The sequence below is a fragment of the Marinobacter pelagius genome (genome assembly GCF_003315345.1).
Taxonomy (GTDB): domain Bacteria; phylum Pseudomonadota; class Gammaproteobacteria; order Pseudomonadales; family Oleiphilaceae; genus Marinobacter; species Marinobacter pelagius_A.
Genome location: NZ_QNRO01000002.1, coordinates 275,800 through 295,760 on the forward strand (window position 1 = coordinate 275,800; position 19,961 = coordinate 295,760).

The window sequence follows — 19,961 nt, forward strand, 5'->3', positions numbered from 1 at the left end:
GCAACGACAGTTTAAAGGGAGTTGGCGCGAAGTTAAGTGAAAGTGCCCACTTGCATTTAAGGGTACAAAGACCTCTAATAGTTAGAGGTATAAACAAGTGTTGAGTAGTTGGAGCAACTCTGTGGACAATTACGAACAGGTGCTGGTAGCGCTTCGCCGCGTCATCCGGGCAACGGATCTTCATTCCAAGCGGCTGAGCAAGCATGCCGGGCTTACCGGCCCGCAACTGTTGATCATGCGGACCATCCGGGATCTGGGGGAAGTGACCATCGGCACCATCGCCGAGAAAGTCAGCCTGAGCCAGGCCACCGTGACCACCATTCTCGACCGGCTGGAGCACCGTAAACTGGTCTACCGCGTCCGCAGCACCAAGGACAAGCGCAAGGTGCACGCCCACCTGACCGAGGAAGGCGCCGAGATCCTCTCCCGCGCCCCCAATCCCCTGCAGGAAGACTTCATCCAGAAGTTCCAGAGCCTGCACGAGTGGGAGCAGACCATGATCCTGGCCTCGTTGCAGCGGGTGGCGAACATGATGGACGCCGACGAAATCGACGCCTCGCCGGTGCTGACGGTGGGCTCGGTGTTGAAGGACGACGGCTGGAAGGAGAAGGCCTGAGGCGTGAAAATGGGGTCAGATGAAGGCTTTCATCAGACCCCGGCCTGGCCCCGGAGTGGGCGCGATTTCCGAGGTGTGCGGGGTCTGAAGAACGCCTTCATCTGACCCCACTTTCACCTGTCCCAGGCCCCGGCTTCTCCGTCAATGCACCGAAGACCCCTTCCGCGGCTTGTTCCCAAAACAAACCTGAAACACATCGTTATAGTGCCGCGCAAAGTTCACCGTGAGTCCCTCCTTGAGATACTCCGGCAGCTCTTCGTAATCTCCCCGGTTCGCCTCCGGCAGAACCAGGTTGCTGATCTTCTGCCGCCGCGCCGCGATGACCTTCTCCCGGATGCCACCCACAGGCAGCACCTGACCGGTCAGAGTCAGCTCCCCGGTCATGGCCACATTCTGCTGGGGCGCTTCCTTCCGGGCGATGGACAATAGCGCGGTGGCCATGGTGACACCGGCGCTGGGGCCGTCCTTTGGTGTCGCGCCCTCCGGCACGTGCAGGTGCACAAAGGACTTGTCGAAGAAGGTGGGGTCGCCCTTGTACCGTTTCAGGTTCGATGACACGTAACTGTAGGCGATCTCCGCCGACTCCCGCATGACATCGCCCAGCTGACCGGTCAGCTTGAAGCCGCGCTGGCTGCTGTGGATGCGGGAAGCCTCGATGCTCAGGGTAGCGCCACCCATGGCGGTCCAGGCCAGGCCGGTGACAACCCCGGTACCTTTCAGTGCCTTTTCCTTGCGGAAGGCGGGCTGCCCCAGGTACTCGGGCAGGTCCGCCACGCCTACTTTCACCGGCTGGTCCGGATTATCCAGCAGCTTCACGATGCCCTTGCGGATGATCTTGTGCAGCAGTTTCTCCAGGTTCCGCACACCGGCTTCCCGGGCATAGCCCTCGATCACCTGCCTGAGGGCAGCGTCGGTGACATTGAGCTGTTTCTTCAGCAACCCTGCCCGCTTGAGCAGCCGCGGCATCAGATGGTGCTTGGCGATAGCCAGCTTTTCCTCGGTGATGTAGCCGGACAGACGAATCACATCCATCCGGTCCAGCAGTGGCCGGGGAATGGTATCCAGCTGGTTGGCGGTGCAGATGAACAGCACCTTGGACAGGTCCATGCGGACATCCAGGTAATGATCGAGGAACTCACGGTTTTGTTCGGGATCCAGAGTTTCCAGCAAGGCAGAGGCCGGGTCCCCCTGGTAGGACGCACCGATCTTGTCGATCTCGTCCAGCATGATCACCGGGTTGGCGACCTTCGAATCCTTCAGGGCCTGCACAAACTTACCAGGCATTGCGCCGATGTAAGTGCGCCGGTGGCCCTTGATTTCGGCCTCGTCACGCATGCCGCCAACGCTGAACCGGTAAAACTGGCGGCCAAGAGCATCGGCAACCGAATGCCCGATGGACGTCTTGCCCACGCCAGGTGGGCCCACCAGTAGCAGGATCGAGCCACTGACTTCGCCCTTGAAGGTGCCCTCGGCCAGGAATTCGACGATGCGGTCCTTGACGTCATCGAGGCCGTCATGGTCCCGGTCCAGGATGCGCCGGGCCTCGGCCAGATCGAAATGGTCCTCGGAATACTGGCCCCAGGGCACCTGGGTGAGCCAGTCCAGGTAATTTCGGGTTACGCCGTATTCCGGTGAGCCCTGTTCCAGCACCTGCAGTTTCTGCAGCTCGTCCCGGAAGCGTTCCTCTACCGGCTCTGGTGGATCCAGCTTCGCCATGCGATCTTCGAAGCGCTCCGCGTCGGCGGTCTTGTCGTCCTTGGCCATGCCCAGCTCGCGCTGGATGACCTTCAGTTGCTCGCGCAGGAAGAATTCGCGCTGGTGTTTCTGGACCTTCTCGTTGACTTCTTCGCTGATCTCTGACTGCAGTCTTGCTACTTCCTGTTCCTTGCGCATCAGCAGCAGGACTTTTTCCATGCGCCGAAGTAGTGGCACGGTGTCCAGCACGTCCTGGAGCTCGGGACCGGGCGCGCTGGTCATGGAGGCCCCAAAATCAGCCAGGGGTGAACTGTCGTCCGGCCCGAAACGGGACAGGTATTGCTTCACTTCCTCGCCATAGAGCGGGTTGGTACGCAGCAGCTCCTTGATGGCGCTGATGATGGCCAGGGTATAGGCCTTCAGCTCGTCGGCGTCTTCCTCCGGCTCGCTCGGATACTCCACCTCCACCAGGTAAGGCGGTTTGCGCCGCAACCATTGAACGATGCGGAACCGCTGCAGGCCCTGGGCAATAAACTGGACCTTGCCGCTTTCCTTCTGGGCATGGTGCACACGCACGGCACAACCGATGGTTTCCAGTTGCTCGCTGGCGGGAATGCCCTGTTCGGCGTCGTGTTCCTCCACATAGCAGATGCCGAGCACGCGATGATCGGTCTCGCCCACGCGCTTGAGGGTTTCATGCCAGGGATCCTGGTTGACCACCACCGGCTGAACCTGGGCCGGGAAGAACGGCCGATTGGAAACCGGCAGCACATACATGCGCCGGGGCATGATCTGCTGGGGCAGGGCAAGGCTCTTGCTGTGCTCGTCCTTGCCGATGTACTCGGTCACGTCTTCTTCGAATTCCTCAAGGCTGTCATTGCGGTTGTCGTCATTCATGCCGTCGTTGCATCCCTCAAAGGTTGTCATCGCACGGGCGATAGTGAACAGTGGCCCGCGATCAGGTCTACTTGCGTATGTAGCGGCAGTTACGGCTATTTCAAGGATTTGGCTTGGCGGCAGTCCATAGAATCGTAGGTGGTCGGGAGCTTGATTTTCCCGCTGTCGGCCCCATGATCGAAGCAGATTCTTATATTCATTCAACGGTTTCAGGTGCCCAGATGAGCAACTCGCCCCACGTTTTCGACGCCACCATGGAGAATTTTCAGCAGGAGGTGATGGATGCCTCTGCCAACACGCCCATTCTGATCGATGTCTGGGCCGAGTGGTGCGCTCCGTGCAAGCAGCTGATGCCGATCCTCGAGAAGCTGGCCAACGAGTATGAAGGTGGCTTCAGACTCGCCAAGGTCAACGCCGACGAACAGCAGGAGCTGACCGCAAGCCTGGGCGTGCGCAGCCTGCCGACGGTAATCCTGGTGAAGGATGGCCAGGCCGTGGACGGCTTTAACGCCGCCCAGCCCGAAAGCGAAATCCGCAAGGTGCTGGACAAGCACGTGGAGGCACCGAAGGAAGATCCCTACGACGCCGCCCACCGCCTCTGGGAAAACGGCGACGTCGACGGAGCGCTGGAGATTCTCACCGAGCTGAACCGGCAGGACCCCGAGAATATGAAGGTCCTCATCGACCTTGCGCAACTGAAAGCGGAAACCGGAGATCTTGAAACCGCCGAGCAGGTCCTGGAAAGCCTGCCGCCGGAAGAGAAGTTGCAGCACCAGGCCAAACAGCTGGCCGCGCGCATCAAATTCATGAAGCAGGCCGGCGAACTGCCCCCGGTTGCTGAACTCCAGAAAAAACTGGAAGCAGACCCGAAAAACGCCGAAGCCCTGCACCAGCTGGCCTTGCAGCACGTGCTCAAAGACGAAAACGCCGAAGCCATGGACCTGCTGATCCGCCTGATGCAGGCCGACAGCACCTATAAAGATGGTATCGCCAAGACCACCCTGATCGAGCTGTTCGACAAACTCGGCAACAACAATCCGGACGTACGCACCTATCGTAGAAAGCTCTATACCCTGATGCATTGACGACGAGACCAAGCGGGGTCGAGTCAAACTCTGGGGTCTGATGAAAACCTTCATCTGACCCCATGTTCAATCCAGACCCCAAGCCATGCTAAAACTCCCACCCCAACCCGACCACTGCGAACTCTGCCACCGCCCCGTCCCCAAACTCACCCGCCACCACCTCATCCCCAAACACCTGCATCGCAAAAAGCGCTTCCAGAAACTGTTCAGCAAGGAAGAGTTGATCACCCGGACCCTGTGGGTGTGCCGGCCGTGTCATAGCGCCATTCACCGGGCATGCTCCGAGTATGAACTCGGGTTGCACTACAACACCCGGGACAAGCTGATGGAGCTGGAGGAGTTGCGAGTCTTCGTGGACTGGATCCGGGAGAAGCCAGCGGGGTTTGTGCCGAAGCGGGGGAGGTGAGGGATTGGGAATGTCGGGGTCAGATGAAAGCTTTCATCTGACCCCTTTTTTGCTGGTTACGGCTAATTAAAGCCAGCGTATCAACTCAGTTGACTTTGACTCGAACTGAGCGGCTATCCAGCCCTTTGCTCCTGTTGATGATATTTGTGCCTCGCTTATGAGAGAGTTTGATGGTTTCGCCCTCGTCAGAGTACGTCCCGTTTAGCTCCTGATAAGTGCACGTAGGGCCGCAAAATTCAGCAGGCAACCCCGGATCGTCATATGAAAGGGTTTCGTTGATGTTCTGGATCGTACAGGTGCCATTCTGAACGTAGAACTCCTCGCCTATTACAGAAATTCCAGTATCAGAGTACGTGATAGTGCGACTGACTGAGAGATCCGGGCAGGTTGACCTTTGGGAGGTGACTTCCCACGTGCCACGCATGTCCTTGGTATATTCGGCCGCTTCTTTTTTCAGAAAAGTGGTTTCAAATACGCCCCAAACTTCTGTGTTACTTTGTTGGGTTGAAGTGTTAGTGCTTCGATTCATATCCGTTTTGATCCGACGCATAGTGTCAGAACCAATGCTGTGCGAAAGCTCAACAACAGAGTAGTTGTATTCGTTTATGGTTTCATCGTTTCCATTTGTCCAGGAGCTGGTGGACTCGTCCCACGCTGGAATAACTTTGTTTAATTGGTCAAGAGTGCAAATGCCACCGGTGCACCCCATGCCGGGATCGGAAAGAGCGTCGCTTTCATAGGCACCTGTATGGTTAAGCTGTGTAATGCCGCAGTCTACCGGTGTAACGCTGGTATCCGGGTTAAGCTCATCACCGGTTACTGACAAACCATCAGTTGTATAGGTCCAGGTGGCTGTCCCTTCACACAGGATTTTCCCGCCTTGCTTGTACACTGTGGTTGCAATCCACTCGCCCCGAATATCGACTTCGTTGTTAGCCAGCGAGCTCAGAGTTGTCTCGAAATGTGTGTTAGCCGCCTCGGCGGTAACCAAAGCGTCTTTGCCTGCCTCTGAAACAAGGTTTTGCACACTTGTTTGCGCTTCGAATTGATCAGCGGGCAAATCGAAGTTGACTTCGGTACCGGTGGTTTCCGCAAGCACAGTGACATTGTCGGATATAACGATCCCGTCCGAGGGATCTCCGTTCTCATCCAGAGTCTGGAGGAAGCGCAGGATGTTCATGCTTTTGTCGGCGTTTTGGGCTTCGCCAACGACATCCAGCGGTGTCAGGACCGGCCCCGCTATGGACTGGCCAATCAGTGTGTTGCCGACGAGAAAGAAAATTTCGTCTCCATCTTTATATTCGAACTCACCTTCAGCCGTCGTGACTCCGGACCCTGACGAGGTAAAGTAACGCAGGCCTTGTACGGGGCTATCAACAAACTGGCCTACGGATTTCGTATCAGTCGTAGATGAGGGCTGTTCAGCCTGTGTGGAAGTTCCGTCCGAGGAGCTGCTGGAAGATCCGCCTCCACAAGCAACCAACCCTGAAGTTAATCCGGCAGCAATCAGCGCACGCAGCAAAGTATTTTTCTTGAACATCACTGTTTCCGTTGTCATTAGTAAGAGAATGGCAGCATTGCCTGGAATGCCACCTACTGCAGAGGGAGTGTCAGGCAGGGAGGAGTCCGGTGATTGGTGGGTCTTCCCTGATCAACACGCCCGAAGCCCGGTGTTCTATTAAGGGCTATAAGAAAGTAGGTTTTTCTCGTTACAGGCACAATTTGGGGTTTGCAAATGATTGTTAAATATCAATTTTCATTTTGGTTGATATTTAACAAGTCAATAACCAAAAGAGGTATTTGGTCGATCTGGGACAGGGGTTTGGGGATCCGGAATGAAAAAGGGGTCAGATGAAGGCTTTCATCTGACCCCGACTTTGACCCCGGCTTCGGCGCCCGACACCGAGTGGGGCTATCCCCATCTGGGGGCTGGCAACGAGTTCTTAGCCGTTGCCTTTCTTCATCTGCTCATACTCGTCCTCAAAGAAAAATTTCTCCTCTCCGAAGGCCGGTTCCAGCTCGTGCAGCCAGGTGGCCGTCTCGCTGTACTTGGCGAAGAACGGGCGTTGGACCCAGTCCGGGTTGCGGCCTTGGAGGAAACGCAGCACGAACACTTTCTCGCCCTTGATTTCAGTGATGCCCTGGATTTCCACCTTGCCGGGGCCGGCACTCATGGAGGGGCCACGGGCGGTGCGGGCCAGGCCGGAGACCTGCTTCATGGCCTCGCGGTAGATGTTGTAGGCCTCGGCCAGGGGTACCTCAAAGTAGTTCTTGGCGCCGGTGTCCCGCTCTACAAACATGTAGTAGGGGATGATGCCCAGTTTCACTTCCTTCTTCCACAGCTTGGCCCAGGCGTCGGCGTCGTCGTTCACGTGCTTGATGAGCGGGCCCTGGGCTCGGATCTCGGCACCGGTGGCGCGGATGCGGCGGATGGCTTCTTCCGCGATCTCGGTGGTGATTTCCTGCCAGTGGTTGTAGTGGGCCATGATGGCCACGTGCTTGCCGGCATCGACCAGCCTGGCGAACAGCTCGATCAGCTCGTCGGCATCCTTGTCGGTCACGAACCGGTACGGCCAGAAGGTCAGGGCCTTGGTGCCGATGCGGATGGTCTGGATGTGGTCGAACTCCGGCTCCAGCAGAGGCTCCAGATACTGGACCAGGTTCTTGGTCTTCATCACCATGGGGTCGCCACCGGTGACCAGCAGGTCGGTCACTTCGGTGTGCTCTTTCAGATAGCCATGAAGCTTCTCGGCTTCGGTGCTGGCCATCTTCAGGTCTTTGTCACCGACAAACTGCGCCCAGCGGAAGCAGAAGGTACAGTAGGAATGGCAGGTCTGGCCCTGGGCCGGGAAGAACAGCACGGTCTCGCGATACTTGTGCTGGACGCCGTCGAGCACTTCACCGTCCAGTTCCGGCATGTTCATTTCCATCTGGCCGGCCGGGTGCGGGTTCAGTTCGTCCCGGATTTCCTTGGCGGCGGCCTGGATTTCCTTCTTGTCAGCACCTTCCCGATGCAGCGCTGCCATACGCTCGAAATGTTCGTCCTTCAACATCCCTTTTTGAGGGAAGACAAGTTGGTAGATCGGGTCGTTGGGTACATTGTCCCAGTTGATCAGTTCGTTGATCACGTACTCGTTGACCCGGAATGGCAGCACGCTGGCTACCACTTTCATTTCAAACAGGGTCTCTTCGGGGAGATTCTGGATGATGTCGATCTTGTCGAGCTGGCGGTCGGTGTAGACCTTGAAACGCCGTTCCTCGAACTCCGTAACGGGAATCCGGTTCGGAAAGGTGACGATGGAGTTCATAGATCGCCCTCTGTTGTTGCCAATGACTGAAAAAGTGGTCGGACCACTTTCCCGCTGGTTAAAAATCGGGCAGGCAAGTATACATAAATCGGAATTTATTTTCAGGTCTAATTAAAAAATGTCGCCACGAGAGGGTGGGGCGACCAAGCAGATCTCTTAAAAGTCTCTGAATTTAAAGTAAAAATGACTCGAAGGAGGAGCGGGGTGAGCTTTGGATCGTTTAGTAATGCTATGAATTTACGGTGTGTTCGGAAAACTACGACCTTGGTCTGATTCTGGTTGTGTGGTGGTCTGAAAAAGGTCATTCTTGCGTAAGTAACCGCAATGTAATGTTGTTCGAAGGGTCATATGGGCCCATTTGATTGCGTTGCTCAATCAAAATGTAGTAAAAATACTACAACTTCGGGCGCATCAATGTGAGCGCGCTTTCGAATTCCTGGCTGGCCGCGGGCCAAAAGCCTGATTTCACAAGGCCTGCCAGGCAGGAAAACTTTGAAAGCTGTTCTATGCTTGGTGGAGGTTCCATGTACTGTCCTGCAGTACCGCCATCAGGCTGATACACCCATAACAATTACTCTGCATTTCACGCAGCTTATCGACACCGTATGCGCAGCGGCTGCTGATCGTGGCCCGCGCTGCACCTTTTGATGCCAAGGGGAGGGTTTGATGTACCAGGACGATGATCCCATTGAAACCAGTGAATGGCTTGACGCACTGGAATCTCTGATCGAGAACGAAGGCGTTGAGCGAGCCAAATACATTCTGGAGCGACTCTCCGAGCGCGCCAGCCGCGATGGCACCGAGTTGCCGTATTCCATCACCACGCCGTTCCGCAACACCATTCCGGTGATCCAGCAGGCCCAGATGCCGGGCGACCTGTTCATGGAGCGTCGTATCCGTTCCCTGATCCGCTGGAACGCCATGGCCATGGTGGTCCGCGCTAACAAGCGTCCGGGCGAACTTGGCGGCCATATCTCCACCTTCTCTTCGGCAGCCACGCTGTACGATGTGGGCTTCAACTATTTCTTCCACGGTGGCGACGAGAAGCGAGAGTCCGACCTGGTGTATTTTCAGGGGCACGCGGCGCCGGGTATCTACGCCCGTTCTTTCCTGGAAGGCCGTTTCGATGAGTCGCAGCTGGACAAGTACCGGGAAGAGGTGGATGGCGAAGGCCTGTCTTCCTACCCGCACCCCTGGCTGATGCCGGATTACTGGCAGTTCCCCACGGTTTCCATGGGTCTTGGGCCGATCCAGGCCATTTACCAGGCCCACGTCATGAAGTACCTGCACAATCGCGAGCTGATCGACATGGACGGCCGCAAGGTGTGGGGCTTCCTGGGTGACGGCGAGTGCGACGAGCCAGAGACCCTGGGTTGTATCTCCAAGGCGGGTCGTGAAGGCCTGGATAACCTGATTTTCGTGGTCAACTGTAACCTGCAGCGCCTCGATGGCCCAGTCCGTGGTAACGGCAAGATCGTCCAGGAGCTGGAAGGTGTCTTCCGTGGCGCCGGCTGGAACGTGATCAAGGTGGTCTGGGGCCGCATGTGGGATCCGCTGTTCGAGAAAGACGAAGACGGCATCATGCAGCGGGCCATGGACGAAATCTGCGACGGCGACCTGCAGAACTACGTGTTCCAGGGCCCGGCGTACACCCGCAAGGAATTCTTCGGCAAGTATCCGGAACTGGCCAAGCTGGCGGAGAACCTGTCGGACGATGATATTGCCAAGCTCAACCGCGGTGGCCACGATCCCTACAAGGTCTACGCGGCGTATCACAAGGCCGTGAACCAGGCCAACGGCAAGCCGACCGTCATCCTCGCCCACACCATCAAGGGCTATGGTTTCGGCGCGGCGGGCGAAGCCCAGAACACCGCTCACTCCCTGAAGAAGCTGGACAAGGACACCCTGAAGGAGTTCCGCGACCGCTTTGGTGTGCCCCTGAAGGACGACGAGCTGGAAGAAATTCCGTACTACCGTCCGGCGCCGGACAGCCCCGAGATGGTATACATGAAGAAGCGCCGGCAGGACCTGGGCGGCTTCTATCCGAAGCGTCGCAAGGACTGCCAGCCGCTGCAGATTCCCGAGCTGGATATCTTCAAGCAGGTGCTGGAGGGCTCCAACGGCCGTGAAATCTCCACCACCATGGCGTTCGTGCGCATTCTCACCGCCCTGGTGAAGGACAAACGCATCGGCAAGCGCGTGGTTCCGATCGTGCCGGACGAAGCCCGGACCTTCGGTATGGAAGGCATGTTCCGTCAGCTGGGCATCTACACTTCCGAGGGCCAGAAGTACGTGCCCCAGGACCGTGACCAGATCATGTACTACCGGGAGGACAAGAAAGGCCAGATCCTCCAGGAAGGCATCAACGAAGACGGCTCCATGGCCGCCTGGATGGCCGCTGCCACGTCCTACAGCACCAACAATTTCCCGCTGATCCCGTTCTACGTATTCTATTCCATGTTCGGCTTCCAGCGGATCGGTGACCTGGCCTGGGCTTCCGGTGATATCCAGGCCCGTGGCTTCCTGATCGGCGGCACCGCCGGCCGCACCACACTTAACGGTGAAGGCCTCCAACACCAGGACGGTCACAGCCATGTGCTCGCCAACACCATTCCGAACTGTAAGGCCTACGACCCGGCCTACGGTTACGAGATGGCAGTCGTGATCCGCCACGGTATGAAAGAGATGTTCGAGGACAACCGGAACGTCTTCTACTACCTGACCATCGAAAACGAGAACTACGAACAGCCCGCCATGCCGAAAGACTGCGAAGACGGCATCATCAAGGGCATGTACAAGTTTGAATCGGTGGAGACCAAGGGCCGCAAGAAGAGCCCACGGGTTCAACTGCTCGGCTCCGGCGCCATCATGAACGAAGTGCGCGAAGCCGCCCAGATGCTTAAAGATGACTGGGGCGTCGCCTCCGACGTCTGGAGCGTGACCAGCTACAACGAACTGGCCCGAGACGGCCAGCACGTGGAGCGCTGGAACCACCTGCACCCCGACGACAAGCCCAAGAAGGCCTACGTCACCCAGATGCTGGAGAAGCAGCAGGGTCCGGTGGTGTCTTCTACCGATTACATCAAGCTGCACTCCGAGCAGCTGCGGGCGTTCATCCCCAAGACTTTCATGACCCTCGGCACCGACGGCTTCGGCCGCAGCGATACCCGCGAGAAGCTGCGTAACTTCTTCGAGGTGGATCGCTACTATGTGACAGTCACCGCGCTGTCCGCCCTGGCCAAAGATGGTGAGATCAAGCAGGAGCAGGTTCTCGAAGCCATGCGCAAGTACGGAATCGATCGCAACAAAACGAACCCGGTGCTGAGCTAAGGAGACCGCCATGAGTGAACAGGAAATCAAGGTTCCCGATCTCGGCGGTGCTGATGAAGTCGAGATCATCGAAATCATCGCCAGTGCGGGGGATTCGGTTGAGGAAGAAGATCCGATTCTGACCGTGGAATCCGACAAGGCGTCGGTCGAACTGCCTGCGCCCTTCAAAGGCAAGATCACCAGGATCACCGTCAAGGTGGGTGACAAGGTCAGCGAAGGCGATGTCGTGGGCATGATGGAAGTCAGCGGTGACGCCGGTGGCTCCGAGGAAGCTGCCGATGAGGAGCCGGAAGAACCGAAGGCTGAAGAGAAATCCGAGGCGAAATCGGAAGAGAGCAAGCCTGCGCCGAAGAAGAAATCCGGCGGCAGCCGCAAGGAGACCGTCAAGGTCCCGAATCTGGACGGCTTTGATAATGTGCCGGTCATCGAGATCAACGTCTCCGAAGGCGACACCATCGAGGCGGACGATCCGCTGGTAACGGTGGAGTCCGACAAGGCGACGATGGAAGTGCCGTCGCCCTATGCTGGCAAAGTGGAAAAGGTTCTGGTGAAGGAGGGCGACAAGCTCTCCGAGGGTGACGATCTGCTGGAAATGACCATCGTCGAGGAAGGTGGCGAGGAAGAGGAAGCGCCGTCCGAGCCGGCGAAGGAAGAGAAAGCCGAAAGCAAGCTTGCCGAGAAGCCGAAGCAGGAAGCCGCGCCGCAGCCCCAGGGCTCCACTTACGAGCCGCCGTCACCGGGTGCCAAGGTCCATGCCGGCCCCGCCGTCCGCAAGCTTGCCCGCGAGCTGGGTGCGGACCTGACCCGCGTGAAGGGCAGTGGCCCGAAAGGCCGGATTGTGAAGGACGATGTCCAGGCCTATGTTAAGGGGCAGCTGCAGCAGGCCCAGCAGGGCGGCGGTGTAGCCACCGGCTCCGGCATTCCGGGTGTGAAGCTGCCGGACTTCAGCCAGTTCGGCGAGGTGGAACGTGAGTCCATGTCGCGCATGATGGCGGCCACGGCTACCAACATGCAGCGCAGCTGGCTGAACGTGCCCCACGTGACCCAGTTCGACGAAGCCGACATCACCGAGATGGAGAGCTTCCGCAAGGCCCAGAAGGCGGCGGGGGAGAAGAAGGACGTGAAGATGACGCCGCTTCCATTCCTGCTCAAGGCCTGCGCAGCGGCGCTGGCGGAACTGCCCCAGTTCAACGTGTCCCTGGACATGGAGCGCAAGGAGGTGGTTCGCAAGAAGTACATCCACATCGGTATCGCGGTGGATACGCCGCACGGCCTGATGGTTCCGGTCATTCGTGACGTGGACCAGAAGGGGCTGTGGGAGCTGGCGGCCGAAAGTGCCGAGCTGGCCCAGAAGGCGCGGGACAAGCAGCTGAAGCCTGCCGAGATGCAGGGCGCCTGCTTTACCATTACCAGTCTGGGTGGTATCGGCGGCACCGCGTTCACGCCGATCGTGAACACGCCGGAAGTGGCGATCCTCGGTGTCTCCAAGGCGGCGATGAAGCCGGTCTGGGATGGCAACGAGTTCCAGCCGCGGCTGATGCTGCCGCTGTCGCTGTCCTACGACCACCGTGCGGTGAACGGGGCTGATGCGGCGCGGTTTACCAACACGTTGACGCAGCTGTTGGGGGATATTCGGACCTTGCTGCTGTAGGTTGTAAGCTCCGTGCTGTGTGTCCTCCCAGCCTGAGAGTTGGGAGGCTCGACAAAGGCCGGGGCCGCGTTTCAGGACACGCTACGAGCACATCCATGTGCGCTTGTTTCGGGCCGTCCATGGCCCTCAACAGTCCTGAAACGCGGCCCCGGCCTTTGTCGTTCTGGCTTCTTGGAAACCTCACCAGTGCGTGCCCCGGGGTCTGAAGAACACTTTCTTCTGACCCCATTCTTGGGCTGATCCCCAAAGCTTTGGCGCTGATCTCCAAAACGGGGTCAGATGAAGGTTTTCATCAGACCCCTGAGCTGCAACCGGTCCCTGAGTTGGTCCAAGGAGAGCGGATCAGGGCAGAGCGTTAATTTGGTTTGCTCCCGCAAACAAAAAAGGCCCCGGCAATTGCCGGGGCCTTTCCGAGCTAACTTCTAAAGGAAAGAATTAGAAGTTGTATTGGGCCGCAAACATTACACGATTTGCGTCGCCATCATTACCGCCCACTTCCTCAGTCTTCAGGTATTTGTATTCAACACCCATGGTAACGCTCGGGGCTGGAGACCACATATAGTTCGCATGAATTGCCTGATTCGTTTCGGTCTCAGCGCGAACAGCTGCCAGTTGGCCGGCATTGCCAGCAAAGTCCTGTTCTGCGTCATCCCAGTCCATGGTAGCCATGCCGTAACCGATATTGATGCTCCTTCCGCCGCCGAGCGAAATACCGGTGCCGATACTTGCAGAATAGCTGGAGATAGTTTCAATATCTCCGTTCAGGAGGTACCCATCGGCACCATAGTAATTGTCACCCGTCCGCCACATGTAGCTGTTGGCACCGTCACTGTAGTTAACTGCACCCTGGATGGTGATCATGTCAGTCAGGGCAAATTTGCCAGCTGCGAACCCGGCGAAGCCAATTACGCTGTCGTCTGCAGTACCAGTGTCATATTCAACGTGATTAATGACAGCCCCCAGTGAATACGACAGCCTGCCAATGGAGTCTTCAAGCCTTGCAGTGATATCCGGCATACTGTTCTTTACTGACGCCACATCACCTACAGCTGGATCAACCGTCTCCTCCGCGATCACGCCTGTATCCGGATCGAGCGTAAACTGCGTTTTTGCCGGATTTACCTGGCTGAGGGATCCTTTGCCTTCTTCGAGTGATATAGACAGAGGCCCGGATGTATATCTGACCTGTTCGGTGCGATCCTGAAGGCCGGCTACGCCGGGAGTTCCGTCAAAGTCCAGAGTTGCAGTGTTCCCGACAAAGCTGTTGTAGTTTGACCAGGTGCGGCCTGCAAGCAAGCCTTTATAGGTCCCGTAACCGTGGCGTAACCGAAGGGATCCTGCTGAATTACCGGATCCACGGAAGTCCCCTTCGACAACCACAGCAACGCCGGATGAGTGGGTCGCCTTCACGCCCAGGCGGGTCTGCTTTGCATCAGCGCCGAAATGGCCTGTAACTTCGTTATCCTCAGCGGCACCAGTGTTAATTTTGCTGAAGTCGCCCGCTTGTGTTGATGTGGCGATGTTTTCATCAATGTCGTAACTTGCGTTCAGGCGGGCATAACCGTAGAGACTCGCCTCTACGTCATCACCAACGTTAAGAGTTACTGCGCTGGCTTGAGAGGCAACTCCCAAAACCGCCGCTGCCGCCGTCGCACGAATTGCCATTCTCAATTTGTCGTTGCTTTGCATCGTTGTTGTCTCCACACATTTGTTGTTGTTGGACCCAAGAACAAGGTAGTTACGAATCCATGACAATTCAAATAAATTCGTCATTTATTTAGACGAATGTCTATAGTCGATTTTCGTTGATATACAGACATCTGCGGTTGACCTTTCGTCGTAATGGTGAGCAATGACCTTCCAAAGTACATGCCTTACAGACAACACCTTTGCCTTTCTGGATATTGAAACCACCGGGGGCAATTCGTCCCATGATCGCATAACGGAAATCGGCATCCGGTTCTGGCGGGCCGGAGACGTGGTCGGTGAGTGGCAGACGCTGCTTAACCCGGAAACCAGGATTTCCCCGTTTATTGAACGGCTTACCGGTATTAGCAATGAGATGGTGGCCGACGCTCCGTTGTTCGTAGAGGTGGCTGACGAGCTGGAAGCGCGGTTGAAGGATTGTGTGTTCGTGGCCCACAACGCGCGGTTTGATTACGGCTTCATTAAATCCGAGTTCCGGCGGCTGGGCCGGATGTTTTCGGCACGGGTGCTATGCACGGTGAAGCTCTCCAGAAGGCTGTATCCGGAATTCCGGCGCCACAACATGGATGCGCTGATTGCCCGTCATGGCCTCGCGCAGGTTCAGCGGCACCGGGCCATGGGAGACGTGTCCGCGATGCTGGCGTTTTTCGAGCATGCCCGGAACGAGCATGGCGCCGAACCCATGGAGAACGCCATCCGGGAATTGCTGCAAAAGCCCAGCGTACCTTCGAATCTGCCGCCGGGCATCATGGATGAGTTGCCCCGTGTGCCGGGCGTGTACCGGTTCTACGGTGAGAACGATGTGCTGCTATACGTCGGCAAGAGCACCAATATTGCTCAGCGGGTCGCCTCCCACTTTTCCGGGGACCACAACTCCAGTCGTGGCGTGCGAATCTCGGAAAGCCTGCGGCGTGTGGAGTGGACGGAGACCGCCGGCGAGTTGGGGGCACTGCTACTCGAGCTGAAGCAGATCAAGGCCCTGAAACCCATGTTCAACCGTCGTTCCCGGGCGGCGAAGAATCTCGTGAGTATCGAGCTGACTAACAACGGGGCCGGCTACCTGCAGGCAAGATTGGTGCGGGAAATCGAGGCCCACCGGCTCGGGGACTATTTCGGACTGTTCCGCAGCAAGCGGGATGCGGAACGCGCGCTCAGCGGCATTGCCGCCAAGAACGATTTGTGCAACCAGCTACTGGGCCTGGAGCCGGAACACGAAGGCCCCTGCTTCCAGCGTACCCTCGGCCGCTGCAAGGGTGCCTGCGAAGGGGAGGAGGATGTTGTGCGGTACAACCTCCGAATGCAGATTGCTTTCCACGGCCTGCGCCTGACAACGTGGCCCTGGCAGGGGCCGGTCGGCATCGTCGAGCGCAACGAGAAGGCCGGGCGAACCGACATCCTGGTGGTCTACAACTGGATACACATCGCCACCGTGAATCACGAAGACGAACTCCAGGACCTCTCCCTGAACGGCCAGGCCGTGACCTTTGATCTGGATTCCTACAAACTGTTGGTCAAGGCACTGATGGGGCGCGACGGAAAGAACAGGCGCCTGATCGAGTTACCGCACACAGGTACTCCGGATGTGCTTATGCCCTGAGTGGCGTATTATGGAACCGTCCGCATTCGTACCTAGTGCGAATCTGAAACATTGCCTGCTATGTTAAAGCTTTAGATCCCGCTGAGAGAGATTTATGAACAAAGAGCCCGTTTCCCGCGAACTGTTTGATGAAGTCATGGTGCCCAACTATGCCCCCGGAAGCATCATCCCGGTGCGTGGCGAGGGCTCTCGCATCTGGGACCAGGAAGGTCGAGAGTTCGTGGATCTCCAGGGTGGCATCGCCGTAACCTGTCTTGGCCACTCCCATCCCGGGCTCATCGGCGCTCTCCAGGAACAGGCCGAGAAAATCTGGCACCTGTCCAACGTCATGACCAACGAACCGGCCTTGCGCCTGGCCAAGACCCTGTGCGACCTCACCTTCGCCGAACGTGTATTCTTCGCCAACTCCGGCGGCGAAGCCAACGAAGCCGCCTTCAAACTGGCCCGTCGCTATGGGTGGGAACACTTCGGTCCGGAGAAGAACGAAATCATCTCGTTCACCAACTCCTTCCACGGCCGCACCCTGTTCACCGTCAGCGTCGGCGGCCAGCCCAAGTACCTCGAAGGCTTTGAGCCGGCTCCGGGCGGTATCCACCACGCCGAGTACAACAATCTCGACTCCGTGAAGGCCCTGATCTCCAAAGAGAAAACCTGCGCCGTCGTGGTTGAACCGATCCAGGGCGAAGGCGGCGTAATGCCCGCCAACCCAGAATTCCTCAAAGGCCTGCGCGAACTGTGCGACGAAAACAACGCCCTGCTGGTCTTCGACGAAGTCCAGACCGGTGTTGGCCGCACCGGCCACCTGTACGCCTACCAGATGTACGACGTCGTGCCGGACATCCTCTCCAGCGCCAAAAGCCTGGGCGGCGGCTTCCCGGTAGCGGCCATGCTCACCACCGCCAAGATCGCAGCCAGCCTCGGCGTCGGCACCCACGGCAGCACATATGGCGGCAACGCCCTGGCCTGCGCCGTGGCCCAGAAAGTGGTCGACACCATCAGCCAGCCCGAAATCCTCAGGGGCGTAAAAGCCCGCTCCGACAAGCTGCGCAAAGGGATGATGGACATCGGCGAACGCTATGGCGTGTTCAGTGAAGTCCGCGGGGCCGGCCTGCTGCTCGGTTGTGTGCTGACCGAGAAATGGCAGGGCAAGGCCAAGGACTTCCTGAATGCGGGTCTCGATGAAGGCGTCATGGTGTTGGTCGCCGGTGGAAACGTAGTCCGTTTGGCACCGTCGCTGATCATCCCGGATCAGGATATCGAAGAAGCGTTGGAGCGCTTCGAAAGAGCAGTTGAGAAGTTGACGGCCTGAACCACAGTAGGCCGGAGCCCGGTCCCACCTCCCGGGAATGTTGAAGGCCAGGGATGGCCTGAAACAAGCGCACATGGACGTGCTCGTAGCGGTTCCCGGGAGGTGGGACCGGGCTCCGGCCGGCCAGGCATCTCCGAACTTGAAGGAATGCCCAGATCAAAAACAACAGGGAGCAACCATGTGGCTAGTCCGTCCGGCAACCCCAGCTGACCTGGAACCGATCCTGGAAATCGCAGGCACCCAAGGCGCGAGACTGTCCTCGACACTCCCGAAACAGCAGGAAGCCCTGGCCAACAAAATCCGCCATTCCCTGGACTCCTTCGCCGGCAAAACCAACGACGAAGAACCCCCAAGATTCCTCTTCGTCCTCGAAAACACCGAAACCGGCGAAATCCTCGGCACCGCCGGCATCGACGCACGCGCCGGTAACGGCCAGCCGTTCTACAACTACCGCCGCGACGCCCTCATCCACGCCTCCCACGAACTGGGCGTCTCCCGCCGCGTCGAAGTGCTCTACCCCAGCCACGGCCTGACCGACCAGAGCCTGCTGTGCTCCTTCGCCATCAAACCTGAACTGCGAACCACCGACGCCTTCGAACTGCTGTCCCGGGCCCGCCTGCTGTTCATCGCCGAACACCGGGAATGGTTCAGCAACCGCATGGTCGTCGAGATCCAGGGCGTCCAGGAAGAGGATGGCAGCGTGCCCTTCTGGGACAGCCTCGGGCGGCACTTCTTCAACATGGATTTCCAGACCGCTGACCAGTATTCGGGAACCCTCAGCAAGACTTTCATCGCCGAACTGATGCCGCCCAATCCCATCTACGTCACCCTGCTCAGCCCCAAAGCACAGGAAGCCCTGGGCCAGGCACACAAACTGACCGTTCCCAACCTGGAACTGCTGCAGCGGGAAGGTTTCCAGGCCGGCTGTTACCTCGATATTTTCGATGCCGGCCCGGTGCTCGAAGCCCGCACCGACAGCCTGCGAACACTGGTTACCAGCGATCGCAAGGAACTGCATGCCAGCCACGAGGACGCCGGGGAAACCTGCCTCATTGCGGCCGGTGAGGGAGAGGATTTCCGTTGCACCCTGACCCCGGTAGCCGTCACCCTTGGCGGAAAAGTACAGGTTCCGGTTCGCACCTGGCAGCTGCTCAACAAGAGCGCCGGCGACACGGTAAGGGTGGCGCCGCTATGACCCGGAATCGCAAACAGGAGGCTCGGCCATGCTGGTAATCCGGCCACTGCAGGAAAACGACCTCGACGATCTCTACACCATGGCGCTCAATGCCGGCAAGGGCCTGACCACCCTGCCAGCGGATCGCGAGCTGCTGCAACGCAAGATCGATCACGCCCGGGAAACCTTCAACCAGCGCTGCGCGCCGGAAGCCGGGCTGTACCTGTTCGCTCTTGAGGACATTGACACCGGCAAGGCCGTGGGCATCAGCGGAATCCAGGCCCGGGTCGGGCTCGACGAGGTGTTCTACAATTATCGGCTGAGCCTTACCGTCAACGCGTCGAAAGAGCTTGGCGTGCATGTGCGGACGCCGACCCTGCAACTGTCCAACGACATGACCGACACCAGTGAAATCTGCTCGCTGCTGTTGTCGAATGACTACCAGGGCGGGGGTAACGGATTGCTGCTGTCCCGGTGCCGGTTCATGTACCTGGACGAGTTCCGCAAGCACTTCTCCGAGAAGGTCTTTGCCGAAATGCGCGGTGTGTCCGACCGGAACGGGCAGAGCCCGCTCTGGGACGCGCTCGGGGCCAAGTTTTTCGACATGGAATTCAGTGAGGCGGACAAGCTCTCCGGACTCGGTAACAAGTCGTTCATCGCCGAGCTGATGCCCAAGTACCCCATCTATGTGCCGATGTTGCCGGACTCGGCGCGGGCAGTTATCGGCCGGGTGCACGAGAATACCGTGCCGGCCCTGAAGATGCTGCAGGCGGAGGGTTTCAACTTCAACGGTCTGGTGGACATCTTCGATGGCGGCCCTGTTGTGGAGGCGTTTGTACACAATATCCGCACCATTCGTGAGAGCGTGAACCGCTATGCCCTGGTCACCAGCAAGTCCATGGATCTGGAGGCGCCCCCGGCGGAGCGGGTGATGGTTTCAAACCGTTCATTCCGGGACTTCCGGGTAACCACGATGCCGGCGAAGTACATCGGTCCTGAGACCGTCCGGATGCCGCCGGAGGTGGCGGAAGCGCTACAGGTGCAATCGGGGGATTCAGTGCGCCTGGCACCCTTGAAAGAAGGAGGTTTCTGGCCCATTCATTCCCATAGGGCAGGCGATAATGTTGATGAGGCATCCGAGAACAGAATCAAGAAGTACCGCAGCCATTCATCGTGGGACTGAGGC

General features: G+C 58.2%; 13 protein-coding genes. 9 read left to right on the forward strand and 4 right to left on the reverse strand.

Annotated features, from left to right (window positions below):
• Window positions 1-121 precede the first annotated feature (121 nt).
• Window positions 122-616 carry a MarR family winged helix-turn-helix transcriptional regulator gene (locus tag DET50_RS03460; protein ID WP_113861476.1) on the forward strand — a complete coding sequence of 165 codons (495 nt, stop codon included), beginning with the start codon at window positions 122-124 and terminating at the stop codon, window positions 614-616.
• 141 nt (window positions 617-757) lie between these two features.
• Here the strand turns inward: DET50_RS03460 and lon are convergent, their stop codons facing one another.
• On the reverse strand, window positions 758-3,208 hold the full coding sequence (gene lon / locus DET50_RS03465) for an endopeptidase La (RefSeq protein ID WP_113861477.1): 2,451 nt from the start codon (window positions 3,206-3,208) through the stop codon (window positions 758-760).
• Between the two features lie 221 nt (window positions 3,209-3,429).
• Here lon and trxA point away from each other — a divergent pair, with 221 nt between their 5' ends.
• Both trxA and DET50_RS03475 read left to right on the forward strand, forming a co-directional pair.
• Entirely contained in the window at window positions 3,430-4,293 is an 864-nt protein-coding gene (gene trxA / locus DET50_RS03470) for a thioredoxin (protein WP_113861478.1), read from the forward strand.
• 85 nt (window positions 4,294-4,378) lie between these two features.
• Complete coding sequence (locus tag DET50_RS03475; RefSeq protein WP_113861479.1) at window positions 4,379-4,699, forward strand: hypothetical protein; 321 nt, start codon at window positions 4,379-4,381, stop codon at window positions 4,697-4,699.
• Window positions 4,700-4,784: 85 nt separating this feature from the next.
• Here DET50_RS03475 and DET50_RS03480 read toward each other — a convergent pair whose 3' ends face one another.
• Window positions 4,785-6,239 carry a hypothetical protein gene (locus DET50_RS03480; protein ID WP_113861480.1) on the reverse strand — a complete coding sequence of 485 codons (1,455 nt, stop codon included), beginning with the start codon at window positions 6,237-6,239 and terminating at the stop codon, window positions 4,785-4,787.
• A gap of 403 nt (window positions 6,240-6,642) precedes the next feature.
• On the reverse strand, window positions 6,643-8,007 hold the full coding sequence (locus DET50_RS03485) for a KamA family radical SAM protein (RefSeq protein WP_113861481.1): 1,365 nt from the start codon (window positions 8,005-8,007) through the stop codon (window positions 6,643-6,645).
• Window positions 8,008-8,673: 666 nt separating this feature from the next.
• Between DET50_RS03485 and aceE the strand changes: the two genes are divergently transcribed.
• Both aceE and aceF read left to right on the forward strand, forming a co-directional pair.
• Entirely contained in the window at window positions 8,674-11,337 is a 2,664-nt protein-coding gene (gene aceE, locus DET50_RS03490) for a pyruvate dehydrogenase (acetyl-transferring), homodimeric type (protein WP_113861482.1), read from the forward strand.
• Between the two features lie 10 nt (window positions 11,338-11,347).
• Entirely contained in the window at window positions 11,348-12,988 is a 1,641-nt protein-coding gene (gene aceF, locus DET50_RS03495; RefSeq protein ID WP_113861483.1) for a dihydrolipoyllysine-residue acetyltransferase, read from the forward strand.
• 435 nt (window positions 12,989-13,423) lie between these two features.
• On the opposite strand, the gene DET50_RS03500 is transcribed toward aceF, so the two are convergent.
• Window positions 13,424-14,677 (reverse strand): DcaP family trimeric outer membrane transporter, encoded by a 1,254-nt coding sequence (locus DET50_RS03500; protein WP_113861484.1) that lies wholly within the window; start codon window positions 14,675-14,677, stop codon window positions 13,424-13,426.
• Between the two features lie 163 nt (window positions 14,678-14,840).
• Between DET50_RS03500 and DET50_RS03505 the strand changes: the two genes are divergently transcribed.
• The 4 genes from DET50_RS03505 to astA all read left to right on the forward strand — a co-directional run bounded on the left by DET50_RS03505 (window position 14,841) and on the right by astA (window position 19,958).
• Window positions 14,841-16,292 carry an exonuclease domain-containing protein gene (locus DET50_RS03505; RefSeq protein WP_113861485.1) on the forward strand — a complete coding sequence of 484 codons (1,452 nt, stop codon included), beginning with the start codon at window positions 14,841-14,843 and terminating at the stop codon, window positions 16,290-16,292.
• A 94-nt stretch (window positions 16,293-16,386) separates the two neighbouring features.
• A complete protein-coding gene (locus tag DET50_RS03510) occupies window positions 16,387-17,601 on the forward strand; it encodes an aspartate aminotransferase family protein (protein WP_113861486.1) in 1,215 nt (404 codons plus the stop codon).
• A gap of 178 nt (window positions 17,602-17,779) precedes the next feature.
• Window positions 17,780-18,796: an arginine N-succinyltransferase gene (locus DET50_RS03515; RefSeq protein WP_113861487.1), complete on the forward strand. Its 1,017-nt coding sequence runs from the start codon at window positions 17,780-17,782 to the stop codon at window positions 18,794-18,796.
• 28 nt (window positions 18,797-18,824) lie between these two features.
• A complete protein-coding gene (astA, locus tag DET50_RS03520) occupies window positions 18,825-19,958 on the forward strand; it encodes an arginine N-succinyltransferase (protein WP_113861488.1) in 1,134 nt (377 codons plus the stop codon).
• Window positions 19,959-19,961: the final 3 nt, after the last annotated feature.